This window comes from Neisseria viridiae (genome assembly GCF_962747995.1).
GTDB lineage: Bacteria > Pseudomonadota > Gammaproteobacteria > Burkholderiales > Neisseriaceae > Neisseria > Neisseria viridiae.
On the sequence record NZ_CAUJAJ010000018.1, the window covers coordinates 19,197 to 36,643 of the forward strand.

The 17,447-nt window shown below is 52.3% G+C and carries 16 protein-coding genes; 12 read left to right on the top strand and 4 right to left on the bottom strand.

Annotated features, from left to right (window positions below; all coding sequences use genetic code 11):
• Positions 1 to 98 precede the first annotated feature (98 nt).
• The 4 genes from carA (at position 99) to carB (ending at position 6,244) form a co-directional block, all read left to right on the top strand.
• Positions 99 to 1,229, top strand: coding sequence for a glutamine-hydrolyzing carbamoyl-phosphate synthase small subunit (gene carA, locus Q9J79_RS09000; protein ID WP_301912598.1), 1,131 nt, complete (start codon positions 99 to 101; stop codon positions 1,227 to 1,229).
• A 120-nt stretch (positions 1,230 to 1,349) separates the two neighbouring features.
• On the top strand, positions 1,350 to 1,607 hold the full coding sequence (locus Q9J79_RS09005) for a SemiSWEET family transporter (RefSeq protein WP_301666763.1): 258 nt from the start codon (positions 1,350 to 1,352) through the stop codon (positions 1,605 to 1,607).
• Positions 1,608 to 2,054: 447 nt separating this feature from the next.
• Positions 2,055 to 2,990 carry an FRG domain-containing protein gene (locus tag Q9J79_RS09010; RefSeq protein WP_301912599.1) on the top strand — a complete coding sequence of 312 codons (936 nt, stop codon included), beginning with the start codon at positions 2,055 to 2,057 and terminating at the stop codon, positions 2,988 to 2,990.
• Between the two features lie 38 nt (positions 2,991 to 3,028).
• The gene (gene carB, locus Q9J79_RS09015) at positions 3,029 to 6,244 is read left to right on the top strand and encodes a carbamoyl-phosphate synthase large subunit (protein WP_301912600.1); all 3,216 of its coding nucleotides are present in this window, start codon (positions 3,029 to 3,031) and stop codon (positions 6,242 to 6,244) included.
• A 225-nt stretch (positions 6,245 to 6,469) separates the two neighbouring features.
• Here carB and crgA read toward each other — a convergent pair whose 3' ends face one another.
• On the bottom strand, positions 6,470 to 7,369 hold the full coding sequence (gene crgA / locus Q9J79_RS09020) for a LysR family transcriptional regulator CrgA (RefSeq protein ID WP_301912601.1): 900 nt from the start codon (positions 7,367 to 7,369) through the stop codon (positions 6,470 to 6,472).
• Between the two features lie 103 nt (positions 7,370 to 7,472).
• Between crgA and Q9J79_RS09025 the strand changes: the two genes are divergently transcribed.
• Complete coding sequence (locus Q9J79_RS09025) at positions 7,473 to 8,051, top strand: NAD(P)H-dependent oxidoreductase (protein WP_301912603.1); 579 nt, start codon at positions 7,473 to 7,475, stop codon at positions 8,049 to 8,051.
• A gap of 486 nt (positions 8,052 to 8,537) precedes the next feature.
• Here the strand turns inward: Q9J79_RS09025 and queA are convergent, their stop codons facing one another.
• A complete protein-coding gene (queA, locus tag Q9J79_RS09030; RefSeq protein WP_301912604.1) occupies positions 8,538 to 9,578 on the bottom strand; it encodes a tRNA preQ1(34) S-adenosylmethionine ribosyltransferase-isomerase QueA in 1,041 nt (346 codons plus the stop codon).
• Positions 9,579 to 9,693: 115 nt separating this feature from the next.
• On the opposite strand from queA, the gene Q9J79_RS09035 reads away from it, so the two are divergent.
• From Q9J79_RS09035 to Q9J79_RS09060, 6 genes are all read left to right on the top strand, one after another.
• Complete coding sequence (locus Q9J79_RS09035; protein WP_301912609.1) at positions 9,694 to 9,948, top strand: acetyl-CoA carboxylase; 255 nt, start codon at positions 9,694 to 9,696, stop codon at positions 9,946 to 9,948.
• Positions 9,930 to 10,388, top strand: coding sequence for an acetyl-CoA carboxylase biotin carboxyl carrier protein (gene accB / locus Q9J79_RS09040; RefSeq protein ID WP_107997062.1), 459 nt, complete (start codon positions 9,930 to 9,932; stop codon positions 10,386 to 10,388). Before Q9J79_RS09035 ends, accB begins: the two co-directional genes overlap by 19 nt.
• A 111-nt stretch (positions 10,389 to 10,499) precedes the next feature.
• On the top strand, positions 10,500 to 11,861 hold the full coding sequence (gene accC, locus Q9J79_RS09045) for an acetyl-CoA carboxylase biotin carboxylase subunit (protein WP_301912605.1): 1,362 nt from the start codon (positions 10,500 to 10,502) through the stop codon (positions 11,859 to 11,861).
• Between the two features lie 117 nt (positions 11,862 to 11,978).
• On the top strand, positions 11,979 to 12,866 hold the full coding sequence (gene prmA / locus Q9J79_RS09050) for a 50S ribosomal protein L11 methyltransferase (protein WP_025457685.1): 888 nt from the start codon (positions 11,979 to 11,981) through the stop codon (positions 12,864 to 12,866).
• A gap of 17 nt (positions 12,867 to 12,883) precedes the next feature.
• On the top strand, positions 12,884 to 13,447 hold the full coding sequence (gene orn, locus Q9J79_RS09055) for an oligoribonuclease (RefSeq protein WP_025457686.1): 564 nt from the start codon (positions 12,884 to 12,886) through the stop codon (positions 13,445 to 13,447).
• A gap of 10 nt (positions 13,448 to 13,457) precedes the next feature.
• Positions 13,458 to 13,703 carry a hypothetical protein gene (locus tag Q9J79_RS09060; RefSeq protein WP_003752108.1) on the top strand — a complete coding sequence of 82 codons (246 nt, stop codon included), beginning with the start codon at positions 13,458 to 13,460 and terminating at the stop codon, positions 13,701 to 13,703.
• A gap of 147 nt (positions 13,704 to 13,850) precedes the next feature.
• Here the strand turns inward: Q9J79_RS09060 and hemL are convergent, their stop codons facing one another.
• Positions 13,851 to 15,134, bottom strand: coding sequence for a glutamate-1-semialdehyde 2,1-aminomutase (gene hemL, locus Q9J79_RS09065; protein WP_301912606.1), 1,284 nt, complete (start codon positions 15,132 to 15,134; stop codon positions 13,851 to 13,853).
• A 63-nt stretch (positions 15,135 to 15,197) separates the two neighbouring features.
• Positions 15,198 to 15,611 carry a glucosamine-fructose-6-phosphate aminotransferase gene (locus Q9J79_RS09070; protein WP_301912607.1) on the bottom strand — a complete coding sequence of 138 codons (414 nt, stop codon included), beginning with the start codon at positions 15,609 to 15,611 and terminating at the stop codon, positions 15,198 to 15,200.
• Positions 15,612 to 15,815: 204 nt separating this feature from the next.
• On the opposite strand from Q9J79_RS09070, the gene miaB reads away from it, so the two are divergent.
• A complete protein-coding gene (gene miaB / locus Q9J79_RS09075; RefSeq protein ID WP_301912608.1) occupies positions 15,816 to 17,144 on the top strand; it encodes a tRNA (N6-isopentenyl adenosine(37)-C2)-methylthiotransferase MiaB in 1,329 nt (442 codons plus the stop codon).
• Positions 17,145 to 17,447: the final 303 nt, after the last annotated feature.

The window sequence follows — 17,447 nt, forward strand, 5'->3', positions numbered from 1 at the left end:
GTGTTTTTTTTTGACCGGATTTTTCCGACCGGATGCCCCCTGCCGAAGTCCCTTCAGACGGCATTGTCAAGAATTTTATTAAAAACAGGATTCCCATCATGAGCACCCCCGCCCTCCTCGTCCTCGCTGACGGCAGCGTATTTCACGGCACATCAATCGGTTACGAAGGTTCGACTTCCGGCGAAGTCGTGTTCAATACTTCGATGACCGGCTATCAGGAAATCCTGACCGACCCGTCCTACTGCAAACAAATCGTTACCCTTACCTACCCCCACATCGGCAATACCGGCACCAACGCCGAAGATGAAGAAAGCCGCAGCGTTTACGCCGCCGGCCTGATTATCCGCGACCTGCCGCTCTTGCACAGCAACTTCCGCGCCTCCGAAAGCCTGCACGACTATCTGGTACGCAACAAAACCGTCGCCATCGCCGACATCGACACCCGCCGCCTGACCACCCTGTTGCGTGAAAAAGGCGCGCAAGGCGGCGCGATTTTGACAGGTGCGGACGCTACGGTTGAAAAAGCGCAAGAACTCATCGCCGCGTTCGGCAGTATGGTCGGCAAAGATTTGGCAAAAGAAGTTTCCTGCACGGAAACTTACGAATGGACGGAAGGCGAATGGGCATTGGGCAAGGGTCTCGTTACCCCTGACGAACAGCCTTACCACGTCGTCGCCTACGATTTCGGCGTGAAAACCAACATCCTGCGTATGCTCGCCTCGCGCGGCTGCCGCCTGACCGTCGTCCCCGCCCAAACGAGCGCGGAAGACGTGTTGGCACTCAATCCCGACGGCGTGTTCCTGTCCAACGGCCCCGGCGACCCCGAGCCTTGCACCTACGCCATCGAAGCCGTGCAAAAACTGATGGAAAGCGGCAAACCGATTTTCGGCATCTGCTTGGGACACCAGCTCATCAGCCTCGCCATCGGCGCGAAAACCCTGAAAATGCGCTTCAGCCACCACGGAGCGAACCACCCTGTGCAAGACTTGGACAGCGGCAAAGTCGTCATCACCAGCCAAAACCACGGTTTCGCCGTCGATGCCGACACCCTGCCCGCCAACGCGCGTATTACCCACAAATCCTTGTTTGACAACACCTTGCAAGGCATCGAGCTGACCAACAAACCCGTGTTCTGCTTCCAAGGCCACCCCGAAGCCAGCCCGGGTCCTCAAGATGTCGGCTACCTGTTCGACAAATTCATTGGCAATATGGAGGCGGCAAAACAATAAGCCGGCTGTTCGGACGGCATCCGAAAAGTATGCCGTCCGAACCCGCAAACAGATTCCGATACAAGGCATACGGACGGTATCCCGACACCGTTTTCCGCCCCAAAATCAGAAAGGACTATTTTGACTGAAAAACAAATGCGCATCCTTTCCGCCGCCGCCACCCTGACCGCCGTGGGTATGTACGTTTCCTACATCCCGCAAATCCAAAACAACCTCGCAGGCAACCACGGCTCGCCGCTGCAACCCTTCGTCGCTGCCATCAACTGCACATTATGGACTGCCTACGGCTTTTTGAAAGAAAAACGCGACTATCCCGTCATACTGGCAAACATCCCCGGCATCATTTTGGGTCTGATTACGTTTATCACCAGCTTTTAAGGAAGTTTTCAGACGGTCTGTGCGAAATAAAAACAAAAAAACCGTCTGAAAAAATTGTCTTGCCGCAATATTTAACTCAAGCCGAAAACCCGCCTCCCTCCCGTGGGAGAGCGTTAGAGAGAGGACAGCAAAGCTTGTATTTTGGCAATTAGGGAATTTTTTGAGTGGGGAAATTTCCGCGATTCGGAGAACGCCCGAAATATCAACAGCAGAGATTTTCAGACAACCTTTATCGCCAGGCAGATGGGACAAACGCCGCAAGCGTTTTTTCAGGCTGTCTTTGAACCCGTCGGTAGGGTGTGTGCCGCAAGGCACACACGCGGTGGGTTGGGGTTGCAGGGAAAATGGAGAACGCGTGCGTGCGTATCGCACACACCTTACTATGCGGACTATGGCTTGCTATGTTTACTATGTTTTAACAATATAACTATTTCATTAGGAAAATTCATGAGTACTCAACAAACTAAACAATCAAAACGCCCTCATTCAGATTTAAACGGGATAATTAAGACCTTAAGTGAAATTAAAGACGAAATTAAAGATGATGAACTCTTATTGTATAGAGGACAATCAAGTATTCAATGGGATTTAGTACCATCTATTAAAAGAGATGGATTAGATGGGAAAGAAAATGTTTTTATCAAAGAACTTATTTCTTCGTATCCAAATGAATTTTCAGATACAAATACAACTTTTGAACAACTTATAAAGGCTCAGCATTATGAATTACCTACCCGATTAATAGATTTAACATTTAATCCATTGGTTGCATTATACTTTTCTCTTAACTCTGTTGAAGAAAAGCAAAAAAATAATGAAATAGTACATAATAAAGATGGGAAGCCAAAAATGGCTGATGGATGTATTTTTATTTTCAAAGTCAAAAAAAGTACCTTGAAATATTATGATAGTGATACAGTAAGTTGTCTTGCAAATTTGGCATTTCTAACACAAGGTGAAAGGGAGAAAATTAAGGAGTTATGTAGAAATTTCGTAAGAGATGAACCCAATGATGTACAAAAACGTCAAACAGCTATAAACGAATTTCATTCGAATCCTAGTGTAAAAAGACTTCTCCATTTTATTAAGATGGAAAAAAATCATTTTGATGATGACATTAATCCAAAAGACCTACTTTCAAATTATATTGTTAAGGGGAAAATGAATAATAGAAGAATATTGGCTCAACAAGGTGCATTTTTACTATGTGGGCTAAATAGTTTAGAAGAACAAAAAGACATCGTTCCTATACAAAAATTGAAAATATCTGCTGCATCAAAAGACAATCTTAAAACAGAATTAGATAAACTCATGTCGATTAATGATGCTACCATTTTCCCTGAGATTATAAACCATGCACATTATATAAAAAAATTCATGTAAATCATTTATCATTCAATTCAGTTTAAAGAGACCCACCCATGCCCAAACGTACCGACCTAAAATCCATCCTTATCATCGGCGCCGGCCCTATCGTTATCGGTCAGGCCTGCGAATTTGACTATTCGGGCGCACAGGCCTGCAAGGCTTTGCGCGAAGAAGGCTATAAAGTCATTCTGGTGAATTCCAACCCCGCCACGATTATGACCGACCCTGAAATGGCGGATGTTACCTACATCGAGCCGATTATGTGGCAGACGGTGGAGAAGATTATCGCCAAGGAACGGCCCGATGCGATTCTGCCCACGATGGGCGGCCAGACCGCGCTGAACTGTGCGCTGGATTTGGCGCGCAACGGCGTGCTGGCGAAATACAATGTCGAGCTGATCGGCGCGACCGAAGACGCGATTGACAAAGCAGAAGACCGCGGCCGCTTTAAGGAGGCGATGGAAAAAATCGGCCTCTCCTGTCCGAAATCCTTTGTCTGCCACACGATGAACGAAGCCTTGGCGGCGCAAGAACAAGTCGGCTTTCCGACGCTGATTCGTCCGTCTTTCACGATGGGCGGTTCGGGCGGCGGCATTGCCTACAATAAAGACGAGTTTTTGGCGATTTGCGAACGCGGTTTCGATGCATCGCCCACGCATGAGCTGCTGATTGAGCAGTCCGTTCTCGGCTGGAAAGAGTACGAGATGGAAGTGGTGCGCGATAAGGCCGACAACTGCATCATTATTTGTTCGATTGAAAACTTCGACCCGATGGGCGTGCATACGGGCGACTCGATTACGGTTGCGCCGGCGCAAACGCTGACGGACAAGGAATACCAAATCATGCGCAACGCTTCGCTGGCAGTATTGCGCGAAATCGGCGTGGACACTGGCGGCTCGAACGTGCAGTTTGCGGTGAACCCTGAAAACGGCGAGATGATTGTGATTGAGATGAACCCGCGCGTGAGCCGTTCTTCCGCGCTGGCTTCCAAAGCGACGGGCTTCCCGATTGCGAAAGTGGCGGCGAAACTGGCGGTCGGCTTTACGCTGGACGAGTTGCGCAACGACATCACCGGCGGCCGCACGCCCGCGTCGTTCGAGCCTTCCATCGACTATGTCGTGACCAAAATCCCACGTTTTGCGTTTGAAAAATTCCCTGCCGCAGACGACCGCCTGACCACGCAGATGAAATCGGTGGGCGAAGTGATGGCGATGGGCCGCACCATTCAGGAAAGCTTCCAAAAAGCTTTGCGCGGTTTGGAAACCGGCTTGTGCGGCTTCAATCCGAGAAGCTCCGACAAAGCGGAAATCCGCCGCGAACTGGCAAACCCCGGCCCCGAACGTATGCTGTTTGTGGCAGACGCGTTCCGCGCGGGCTTCACACTGGAAGAAATTCACGAAATCTGCGCCATCGACCCTTGGTTCTTGGCGCAAATCGAAGACTTGGTGAAAGAAGAGCAGCAGGTAAGTGCAGGCTGCCTGCAAGATTTGGATTTCGCCGCCTTACGTCGTCTGAAACGCAAAGGCTTCTCCGACAAACGCATCGCCCAGCTTTTGGGCGTAAAAGAAAAAGAAGTGCGCGAACACCGCTACGCGCTGAAGCTGCATCCTGTCTATAAACGCGTCGATACCTGCGCCGCCGAGTTCGCCACCGAAACCGCCTACCTCTATTCCACCTACGAAGAAGAATGCGAAGCGCGTCCTTCCGACCGTAAAAAAGTGATGATTCTCGGCGGCGGTCCGAACCGTATCGGTCAGGGCATCGAGTTTGACTACTGCTGCGTTCACGCCGCGCTTGCCCTGCGCGAATCGGGCTTTGAAACGATTATGGTGAACTGCAACCCCGAAACCGTGTCCACCGACTTCGACACCAGCGACCGCCTCTATTTCGAGCCGCTGACGCTGGAAGACGTGCTGGAAATCGTCCGCACCGAAAACCCGTGGGGCGTGATTGTGCATTACGGCGGTCAAACCCCGCTCAAACTCGCCAACGCGCTGGTTGAAAACGGCGTGAACATTATCGGCACGTCCGCCGACAGCATCGATGCCGCCGAAGACCGCGAACGCTTCCAAAAAGTGTTGAACGACTTAGGCCTGCGCCAACCGCCCAACCGCATCGCCCACAACGAAGAAGAAGCCCTCGTGAGAGCCGAAGAAATCGGCTATCCGCTGGTCGTGCGTCCGTCTTATGTTTTGGGCGGACGCGCGATGCAGATTGTCCACTCCTCCGAAGCCTTGCAAAAATACATGCGCGAAGCCGTGCAGGTTTCCGAAGACAGCCCCGTACTGCTTGATTTCTTCCTGAACAACGCGATTGAAGTGGATGTGGACTGCGTTTCAGACGGCAAAGACGTGGTTATCGGCGGCATCATGCAGCACGTCGAACAGGCGGGCATCCACTCCGGCGACTCCGGCTGCTCGCTGCCCCCCTACTCGCTCAGCGAAGAAATCCAAGACGAAATCCGCCGCCAAACCAAAGCGATGGCCTACGCGCTGGGCGTGATTGGTCTGATGAACGTGCAGTTTGCCGTGCAGGACGGCGTGGTGTTCGTATTGGAAGTGAACCCGCGCGCCAGCCGTACCGTGCCTTTCGTCTCCAAAGCCACCGGCGTGCCGCTCGCCAAAGTCGGCGCACGCTGTATGGCAGGCATTTCCCTGAAAGAACAAGGCGTGGAAAAAGAAGTCGTCCCCGATTTCTATGCCGTTAAAGAAGCCGTGTTCCCCTTCATCAAATTCCCGGGCGTGGATACGATTTTGGGACCGGAAATGCGCTCCACCGGCGAAGTCATGGGCGTGGGCGCAAGTTTCGGCGAAGCCTACTACAAAGCCCAACTCGGCGCGGGCGAACGCCTCAACCCGACCGGCAAAATCTTCCTCTCCGTGCGCGAAGAAGACAAAGAACGCGTCATCAAAACCGCCAAAAACTTCCAAGCATTAGGCTACGGCATCTGCGCCACACGCGGCACGGCGCAATACCTGACCGAACACGGGCTGATTGTGCAGACCATCAATAAAGTCCCCGAAGGCCGCCCGCACATCGGCGACGCGCTGAAAAACGGCGAAATCGCACTGGTCGTGAATACCGTTTCCAGCGATCCGCAATCCGTGTCCGACAGCCACATCATCCGCCAAAGCGCATTGCAGCAGCGTGTGCCGCAATACACCACCACTGCCGGCGGCGAAGCGATGAGCGAAGGCGCGAAAAGCCGCGACCATCTGGGCGTGTACAGCGTTCAAGAGTTGCACGGACGTTTGAAAAACCGCAGCTGATACCTGAATCAGGTTGAACAATGCCGTCTGAAGCCGTTTTGCGGTTTCAGACGGCATTTTGTCATTCGGAAAGCCGATGTTGCCACATACAAGCCGCACATAAGGAACAGCCCTATCACGCTCCCCATATAGACTGCCATTGCCGCCGGCTATACATCATCTTATTTATTTTTTCTCAAAGTTATTAAGTAAGCAAAAACAGTTTTATGACGGATTTCTACAGAATTATCCACAGAGATTGTTTCCCAGTTCCTCCGCCAAAAAATCCAAAAATACGCGTAAGCGGAGGTTGACGGCTTTATCGCTGTAATAAACAGCATTGAAGGGGTGCGTTTTATTGGAGGTTTGTTCGGCGAGCAGGGGAATTAACTTTCCTTCAGCGATGTCGTTGTCAACCAAAAAATCTGATAAGCAAGCAATACCGCAACCTGAAAGGCTCAACGAGCGTAAGATTTCACCGCTGCTGGCGGTAAAGTGCGGGGAAATTTTATAGGGATTTCCCTGCGCATCCAAAACCGCCCATGTATTTAGAGAACCGGGTTCGGTGAAGCCTAAACATTGGTGGCCGGCAAGCTCTTCTACAGATTGCGGCGTGCCGTGTTTTGCCAGGTATTCAGGACTGGCGACTACGCGGAAGCGGCTGTCAAACAGATGGCGTGCACGCAGCCCGGAATCGTCCAATTCTCCGGCCCGTAAGGCAATATCGACTTTGCGTTCAATCAGATTGATATAGCCTTCGGAAGAAACGAGCGAAAGTCGGATATGCGGATAGCGTTCGTTGAATTTTGCTGCCAGCGACGCCAGCAGATGCAGCACCATCGGCATCGCGGAATCCACGCGCAACACGCCTTGCGGTATTTCGTGCACTGCCAGCATTTCGGTTTCCGCCGCTGCCATTTCTTGCAGGATTCTCTGCGCGCGGCGGAAATATTGCGCGCCTTCTTCCGTCAGACTGAGTTGCCGCGTGGTGCGGTTGAGCAGGTTCACGCCCAACTTTTCCTCCAGCCGTTTGACGATGCGGCTTACGGCAGAATTTGCCATCGCCAACTGCTCCGCCGCACGGCTGAAGCTGCCGCTTTCCACCACTTGAACAAATACGGTCAGTTCTTCTGAATTGGTTTTCATTTTATTATTCCATTTTACGCAAAAGTGTTTTCTTATTTTTGCACTTTTAAATTACAAAGTAAAACGGCACAATACATTCATCAATTCACAAACGAGGTAACAAATGAATATTTTATTATTAGACGGCGGCAAAGCGTTCGGACATTCTCACGGCGGGTTAAACCACACGCTTCACAAAAAAGCGAAAGAAGTTTTGACCGCGCTCGGATACAATGTTCAAGAAACCGTGATTGATGCCGGCTATGATGTTGAGGCAGAAATCGAAAAATTCGTTTGGATGGATGCCGTGATTTGGCAGATGCCGGGCTGGTGGATGCACGAGCCTTGGACAGTGAAAAAATATATGGACGAAGTCTTTACCGGCGGACACGGCAAACTCTACCAAAGCGACGGCAGACACCGCGCCAATCCGACTGAGGGCTACGGCACAGGCGGCTTGTTGCAAGGCAAAAAACATATGCTTTCACTGACTTGGAATGCGCCGATTGAGGCGTTTACCCGCGAAGGCGATTTCTTTGAAGGCAAAGGCGTTGATGTTTTGTATATGCACTTCCACAAAGCCAACGAGTTCATCGGCTTGAGCCGCCTGCCGACATTCTTGTGTAACGATGTGATTAAAAACCCGCAAGTGGAAAAATACTTGGCAGACTATCAGGCACACTTGGAAAAATTGTTCGGCTAAAAATTTGTCTTATAAACAAACAAAGGCCGTCTGAAAGATTGAATGGTCTGCACCCCTAAAGTTGGATTAACCAACCGACTAAGGTGCAGATTATTTAGGGCAGAATCTTCGAAGGCTCTGGCGGTGGGTATCGCCAAATAGGAAACCGTCCGATTGCTCGGGCGGTTTTGGTGGGTTATTGACTTAAAAGCAACAATCAAGGCTAGAATCATTCCAGCATCAATCGTTATAGTCAATTGCAAATTGCCTGCTGAAATAGAGATTTGCATTTTGATGACTCCTGTAAAGTTTCAAACTTGGCAGGAATGCAAAAATCCCCTTGTTGGCAGCATGGGGATTTTTGCTTATCCCACCGCTCTTTGAGTTTCTCGCCTCTCGCACCTGAATCTATGTCATACAGTTCCTTTCATTCAAATCAACAAAAGAATGCCGTCCGAACATCCGTTCAGACGGCACTTGTCTTCCCCCAATAGACTTGAGGCTGTTCTAACGTACCACCCCTTCGTTCCGCCCCAAAACCATCGCATCGCCGTAGCTGAAGAAACGGTATTCACGTTCAACCGCATGACGATACACGGCGCGGATATGACCCATACCCGAAAACGCGCTGACCAACATCAGCAGCGTCGATTTCGGCAAATGAAAATTGGTAACCAACCTGTCGACAACATTAAAACGGTAGCCCGGCGTGATGAAAATATCGGTGTCGCCCTGTCCGTCTTTCAAGTATCCCGTCGCGCGCGCGGCAGACTCGAGGGCGCGCATGGAAGTCGTGCCGACCGCCCAAACCTTGTTCCCCCGGGCTTTTGCCGCCTCAACGGCGGCGACGGTTTCATACGGCACTTCAAACCATTCGCTGTGCATTTTGTGTTCTTCGATTTTGTCCACACGCACGGGCTGGAACGTTCCCGCACCGACGTGCAGGGTTACTTCTGCGGTTACCGCGCCTTTGTCTTTCAGACGGCGCAAAAGTTCTTCCGTAAAATGCAGGCCCGCCGTCGGCGCGGCGACCGCCCCCTGATATTTGGCATAAACGGTTTGATAACGGCTGTCGTCATCCGCATCGGCGGCACGTTCAATATAAGGCGGCAGAGGCAAATGGCCGTTCTGTTCCAAAAGTTCGTAAACGGTTTGACCGCCTTCAAAACGCAGGCAGAACAGTTCGCCCTCACGCTCGACCATCACGGCACGAATACCGCCTTCAAACACCAGCCCCATACCGGGCTTGGGGGACTTGGACGAACGGATATGCGCCAGTGCGGTATGGTTGTCCAATACGCGCTCAATCAGGGCTTCGATTCTGCCCCCGCTGTCTTTTTGACCAAACAGCCGCGCCTTCATAACCTTCGTATTATTGAATACCAAAACGTCGCCCTCGCCGACATAATCGGGTAAATCCCCGAATACCCGGTCTTGCAGCGGCATATCCGGCAACGCAACCAAAAGGCGGCTGCTGCCGCGTACTTCGGGCGGATGCTGGGCAATCAGGTGTTCGGGCAGGGTAAAATCAAAATCTGAAATATCCATTGTGACACTCTCATTCGGGCAAGCCGCCATTATACGCACTTATCTTTTTCAGACGGCATCTTTGTCCGAAAAACCAATAAATTAGAATAAACACTCTCAACAAAGCATACCTCGCATACAAAACCGACCCCTTGCATATTTCCGCCAAAAACTGCTGTTTTTTAATATTTTACTGGACATTTGCCGACAACTTCGGGAAAATAAACACATTATTACGGTTGTTTTCCACCGTTGGAAAAACTTTTCCAAACCCTATTCCGCCCGGTTTGCGCCGTTGCCGCAAGCCGGCTGTTTTCTGAAAAACCAACGCAACAGCCCGCCGAAAAACCGGCAGCCGTTAAAGGAACAAAAATGGATTTGCGCAAATTAAAAAAACTGATCGATCTGGTTGAAGAATCCGGTATTGCCGAAATCGAAGTTACCGAAGGCGAAGAAAAAGTCCGCATTACCCGAACCATCGCAGCAGCACCGGTTTATGCCGCACCCGCACCTGCGGCAGCCATGGCTGCCGCACCTGCACCGGCACCCGTCGCAACAACCCCCGCGCCTGCCGCAGCACCTGCAGCCCGAGATTTGTCCAATGCGCAAAAATCACCTATGGTCGGTACGTTCTACCGCGCACCCGGCCCGAATGCCTCCGCATTTGTCGAAGTCGGACAACAAGTTAAAGCAGGCGACACCTTGTGCATCATCGAAGCGATGAAACTGATGAACGAAATTGAAGCCGAAAAATCCGGTACGGTCAAAGAAATCCTGGTCGAAAACGGTACCCCCGTCGAATTCGGCGAACCGCTCTTCATTATCGAATAATCCTGTTTTCAGACGGCATAGATTCCCGATGCCGTCTGAAATGCTTTCCCCCTTCAGCGTTCCCGCACCCTTTTTTACGGACGGGTTGCCGGAACCGCAGGAAAGGTCATCATGCTGAAAAAAGTTTTAATCGCCAACCGGGGCGAAATCGCATTGCGCGTACTCCGTGCCTGCCGCGAAATGGGCATTGCCACCGTCGCCGTGCATTCCGAGGCCGACAAAGACAGCCTGCACGTCAAACTCGCCGACGAATCTGTGTGCATCGGCCCTGCCGCTTCCGCACAAAGTTATCTGAACATTCCCGCCATCATTGCCGCCGCCGAAGTAACCTGCGCGGACGCTGTCCACCCCGGCTACGGTTTCCTTGCCGAAAACGCCGATTTCGCCGAACAGGTCGAGCAGTCCGGCTTTACCTTTATCGGCCCGAAACCCGACACCATCCGCCTGATGGGCGACAAAGTCTCCGCCAAACACGCCATGATAGCGGCAGGCGTGCCCTGCGTCCCCGGTTCTGACGGTGCGCTGCCCGACGATGATGCCGAAATCCTCAAAATCGCCGACAAAGTCGGTTATCCCGTGATTATCAAAGCATCGGGCGGCGGCGGTGGACGCGGTATGCGCGTCGTCGAGAAAAAAGAAGACCTCCTCCAGTCTGTCGAAATGACCAAAGCCGAAGCGGGCGCGGCATTCGGCAACCCAATGGTTTATATGGAACGCTACCTGCAACGTCCGCGCCACGTCGAAATCCAAGTGATTGCCGACGAACACGGCAACGCCATCTACCTTGCCGAGCGCGACTGCTCCATGCAGCGCCGCCACCAAAAAGTCATCGAGGAAGCACCGGCTCCGTTCATCACTGAAAAAGAACGTGCCAAAATCGGCAAAGCCTGTGCCGACGCCTGCAAACGCATCGGCTATCGCGGCGCAGGTACGTTTGAATTCCTGTACGAAGACGGCGAGTTCTTCTTTATCGAGATGAACACACGCGTTCAGGTTGAGCATCCGGTTACCGAGCTCATCACCGGCGTGGACATCGTCCAAGAGCAATTGCGCATCGCGGCCGGCCTGCCGTTGCAATACAAACAAAAGGATATTCAAGTCGAAGGCCACGCGTTTGAGTGCCGTATCAACGCCGAAGATCCGTACAACTTCATCCCAAGCCCGGGTCTGATTGAAAGCTGCCATCTGCCCGGCGGCTTCGGTATCCGCGTCGACAGCCATATTTACCAAGGCTACCGCATCCCTCCTTACTACGACAGCCTGATCGGCAAAGTCTGCGTCGTCGGTAAAGACCGCGACCAAGCCATGGCCAAAATGCGCGTAGCCCTTGCCGAGCTGGCGATTACCGGCATCAAAACCAATACGCCGCTGCACCGCGACTTGTTCAACGACCCGGGGTTCCAAAAAGGCGGCGTCAGCATCCACTATTTGGAACACTGGCTGGAAGATCGCAAAGCCAAACAGGACAAATAAGCCGTCCCCGATATGCCGTCTGAAACAGTTTGTCCGTTTTCAGACGGCATTTCCGTTACACACCCATCCCCTTATACAGTACGACCCTATTCCGAAGGTCTGTTAAGAAAGCCCGCTATGCCTTACCAACAAATCACCATCAACGTCAACGATGCCGTCGCCGAACGCCTCGCCGACACCCTGATGGAACACGGCGCACTCTCCGCCGCCATCGAAGATGCCTATGCAGGTACCGAAAACGAACAAGCCATCTTTGGCGAACCCGGTATGCCGACCGAACAAATCTGGCAGCAGAGCAAAGTCATCGCCCTGTTCGGCGAACACGACGAAGCCGCTGCCATCATCCAAACCGCTGCACAAGAATGCGGATTAAAAGACTTGGCATACACCGGTGAAACCCTCGAAGACCAAGACTGGGTACGCCTGACCCAAGCGCAATTCGACCCCATCCAAATTTCCGACCGCCTGTGGATTACCCCCTCTTGGCACGAAGCCCCCGAAGGCACTGCCGTCAACCTACGCCTCGATCCCGGCCTCGCCTTCGGCACCGGCAGCCACCCAACCACGCGCCTCTGCCTCAAATGGCTGGATACGCAACTCAAAAACGGCGAAAGCGTCCTCGACTACGGCTGCGGTTCAGGTATCCTGACCATCGCCGCCCTCAAACTCGGCGCAGGTTCTGCCGTCGGCGTCGATATTGACGAACAGGCCATCCGTGCCAGCAAGGACAACGCCGAACAGAACAACGTCGATGCACAATTCTTCCTGCCCGACGGCCTGCCTCAAGGGCAATTCGACGTAGTTGTCGCCAACATCCTCGCCAACCCTTTACGTATGCTTGGCGAAATGCTTGCCGCCCGCACCAAACAAGGCGGCCGCATCGTGTTATCCGGTTTGTTGGACGAACAAATCGAAGAACTCAGCGGCATTTACAGCCAATGGTTCGATCTCGATCCTGCGGAAACCGAAGAAGGATGGGCGCGATTGAGCGGGACAAAACGCTGACAAGCAAAGGAAACATCATGCAGGACAAAAACAACCTATGCTGGCTCGATATGGAAATGACGGGGCTGAATCCCGAAACCGACCGCATTATCGAAGTCGCGATGATTATTACCGACTCGGATTTGAATGTATTGGCGCAATCCGAAGTTTACGCCATCCACCAAAGCGACGAGCTGCTCGACAATATGGACGAGTGGAACACCGCCACACACGGCAGGACGGGGCTGACACAGCGCGTACGCGAATCGTCGCATACCGAAGCCGAAATCGAACAGAAACTGCTGGACTTTATGTCGGAATGGATACCCGAACGCGCCACGCCGATGTGCGGCAACTCCATCCACCAAGACCGGCGTTTTATGGTCAAATATATGCCGAAACTGGAAAACTACTTCCACTACCGCAACCTTGACGTTTCTACGCTCAAAGAGCTTGCCAAACGCTGGAATCCGCCCGTTGCCAAAAGCGTCGTCAAACGCGGTTCGCACAAGGCATTGGACGACATTTTGGAAAGCATCGAAGAAATACGCCACTACCGCGAACACTTTCTAATTTCCGCCACCAAACCCGATACGGAATAAGAAACAAACAATGCCGTCTGAAACGCTGTTTGCATTTCAGACGGCATTTTTACAGCAGATTGAAATCAAAAATATACACGCCCGTCATTCCCGCGCAGGCGGGAATCCGGAAGGTCGGGCTTGCCGTTATTTTCAATCATTACAGAAACTGAAAGGTCTGGATTCCCGCCTGCGCGGGAATGACGGGCGTGTGCATTCTTATAGTGGATTAACAAAAATCAGGACAAGGCGACGAAGCCGCAGACAGTACAAATAGTACGGAACCGATTCACTTGGTGCTTCAGCACCTTAGAGAATCGTTCTCTTTGAGCTAAGGCGAGGCAACGCCGTACTGGTTTTTGTTAATCCACTATACTTCAATCTGCCAAACAGATCGAACAGAGAAACCCTGTCCGTCAAAACATCATGCAGCCATCGCCTTGAACACTTCAACCGCAACCGCAACCGTTTCGTCAATCAGCTCGGGCGTATGCGCGGCAGAAACGAAACCTGCTTCATAAGCGGACGGGCCGAAGGCAATGCTGCGGTCGAGCATACCGTGGAAAAACTGTTTGAAGCCTTCAATATTGGAACGCGCCATATCGGCATAGTTTCGCGGCGCGTGTCCGGCGAAATACAGACCGAACATACCGCCCACGCTGTCGGCGGTAAATTCGATGCCGTGCGCTTTAGCGGCGGCGGCAATACCGTTGGCAAGGCGTTGTGTCAAGGCGGTCAGGTTTTCATAGAAGCCTTCGCGCTGAATGATTTCCAGCGTTTTCAAGCCTGCGGCGACGGCAATCGGGTTGCCCGACAAGGTGCCTGCCTGATACACGCCGCCCAGCGGGGAAATACATTCCATGATGTCTTTGCGTCCGCCGAACGCGGCAAGCGGCATACCGCCGCCGATGACTTTGCCCATCGTGGTTAGGTCGGGCGTGATGCCGTGCAGCGATTGTGCGCCGCCGAGTGCGACGCGAAAACCGGTCATCACTTCGTCGTAAATCAACACCGCGCCGTGTTTTTCGGTCAATTCGCGCAGGGCTTTGACGAAGGCTTCGGTCGGGCGGACAAGGTTCATATTACCGACGAAAGGCTCCAAAATCACACAGGCAATGTCATTGCCGCTTTGAGCAAAGGCTTCTTCCAGTTGGGCGATATTGTTGTATTCGAGTACCAAAGTGTGTTTGGTAAAGTCGGCAGGCACACCGGCGGAAGAAGGATTGCCAAACGTCAGCAGACCGCTGCCTGCTTTCACCAACAGGCTGTCAGAATGGCCGTGGTAGCAGCCTTCAAACTTGATGATTTTGTCGCGGCCGGTAAAACCGCGTGCCAGACGGATGGCGGTCATGGTGGCTTCGGTACCGGAGCTGACGAGGCGCAGCCGTTCGACGGACGGCATGATTTTGGCGATTTCTTCGGCGATGACGATTTCGCCCTCGGTGGGCGCGCCGAACGACAAACCGCCCAAGGCAGCTTCGCGCACGGCTTCGATGACTTCGGGGTGCGCGTGTCCGACAATCGCGGGCCCCCACGAACCGACATAGTCGGTGTAGCGCGTGCCGTTTTCGTCCCAAACATACGCGCCTTCGGCTTTTTTGATAAAGCGCGGCACGCCGCCGACGCTGCCGAATGCGCGGACGGGGGAATTCACGCCGCCGGGGATGATGGCTTTGGCGCGGTCGAATAAAATTTCGTTACGGTTCATATTTATCCTCAAATGCCGTCTGAACGGCAGGTTTCGGGCTTGGAAGCAGAAAGCCCCATTTTATCATTTTTCAGGTTGCGACAAGGATTTGCCCGCTTCTTTGCGGATGACGTCAACCGTATCCCAGATGACGGAACGCTCGTCTTTTTCAACTTTATGTGTAAAGCGGTAGTCCCGGACAACTCCCTCCCCGTCGTAATCCACACACCACTCCCAATGCCGCCGTTCCGATTTCATATAAATGAAATTGGTCGGCAAAAAATTATAAATAGGCAGGCTGACTTCATGATAGGCATAACAGCCGAAAGGATTGCGCTTCCCGAAACGTGCCTCTACCTCCGCCCGGGTCGTTTTGCCTTTAACAACCGTTTGTGCGATTCCCTCTTCCGTCTGATCACGCAGGAACTGATGTTCCCTGTCGCCGAAATTGCTGGTACACGCACACAGCAGCAATGCCGCCCATACAACTGGTCTCATATACATCTCCGTCAAATCAAACTTTCATTATACAGCCGTCCCAACCGATTAAATTCATATTTTAAAACAATATTCTGTTTACAAAACCCACATCGTGCTATAATCCGCACCGATTTTCAGACGGCATCGTCATGCCGTCTGAAATTTTTTCATTCCAACAACAATCAGCCCCGCGATTACGGCTGCCTGAGAAAGACACAAACCATGAAAAAAGTATTTATCCGCACCTTCGGCTGCCAGATGAACGAATACGACAGCGACAAAATGCTCGCCGTCCTCGCCGAAGAACACGGCGGCATCGAACAGGTTACCCAAGCCGACGAAGCCGACATCATCTTGTTCAACACCTGCTCCGTGCGTGAAAAAGCGCAAGAGAAAGTCTTCTCCGACTTGGGTCGCGTACGCCCGCTCAAAGAAAAAAATCCCGGCCTCATCATCGGCGTTGCCGGCTGCGTCGCCTCGCAAGAAGGCGAAAACATCATCAAACGCGCGCCTTATGTGGACGTGGTTTTCGGCCCGCAAACGCTGCACCGCCTGCCCAAAATGATTGTGGACAAAGAAACCAGCGGGCTGTCGCAAGTCGATATTTCCTTTCCCGAAATCGAAAAATTCGACCACCTGCCGCCCGCCCGCGTCGAAGGCGGCGCGGCATTTGTATCGATTATGGAAGGCTGTTCCAAATACTGCTCTTACTGCGTCGTCCCTTATACCCGCGGTGAAGAATTCTCCCGCCCGCTCAACGACGTATTGACCGAGATTGCTGGCTTGGCGCAACAAGGCGTTAAAGAAATCAACCTCTTAGGTCAAAACGTCAACGCCTATCGCGGCGAAATGGAAAACGGCGAAATCTGCGACTTCGCCACTTTGTTGCGCATTGTCCACGAAATCCCCGGCATCGAACGTATGCGCTTTACCACCAGCCACCCGCGCGAATTTACCGACGCGATTATCGAGTGCTACCGCGACCTGCCCAAACTGGTTTCCCACCTGCACCTGCCGATTCAAAGCGGTTCCGACCGCGTATTGAGCGCAATGAAACGCGGCTACACCGCCTTGGAATACAAATCCATCATCCGCAAACTGCGTGCCATCCGTCCTGATTTGTGCCTCAGCTCCGACTTTATCGTCGGCTTCCCGGGCGAGACCGAGCGCGAGTTCGAACAAACCTTGAAACTGGTGAAAGACATTGCCTTCGACTTGAGCTTCGTCTTTATTTACAGTCCACGCCCCGGCACGCCTGCCGCCAACCTGCCGGACGACACGCCGCACGAAGAAAAAGTGCGCCGCCTCGAAGCTTTGAACGAAGTCATCGAAGCCGAGACCGCCCGCATCAACCAAACCATGGTCGGCACGGTTCAACGCTGCTTGGTTGAAGGTATCTCCAAAAAAGACCCTGACCAACTGCAAGCCCGTACCGCCAACAACCGCGTGGTCAACTTTACCGGCACACCCGACATGATTAACCAAATGATCGATTTGGAAATCACCGAAGCCTACACCTTCTCCCTGCGCGGCAAAGTTGTCGAAGCCTAAACCCTCACGCCGAAAAAATGCCGTCTGAAACGTTTCAGACGGCATTTTTCAGTCTTGCAGCGTACCGGTTCAATTGACAGCAGATTGAAATATAGTGGATTAACTTTAAACCAGTACGGCGTTGCCTCGCCTTGTCCTGATTTTTGTTAATCCACTATAGAACACGCCAAACATCAGAACGTTTTGTTAAACTCGACAAACACCCGGAGACCTTTGCAAAATTCCTTTCCCCCCGACAGCCGAAACCCAAACACAGGTTTTCGGCTGTTTTCGTTTCAAATATCCACTGATTCTACCCAAATA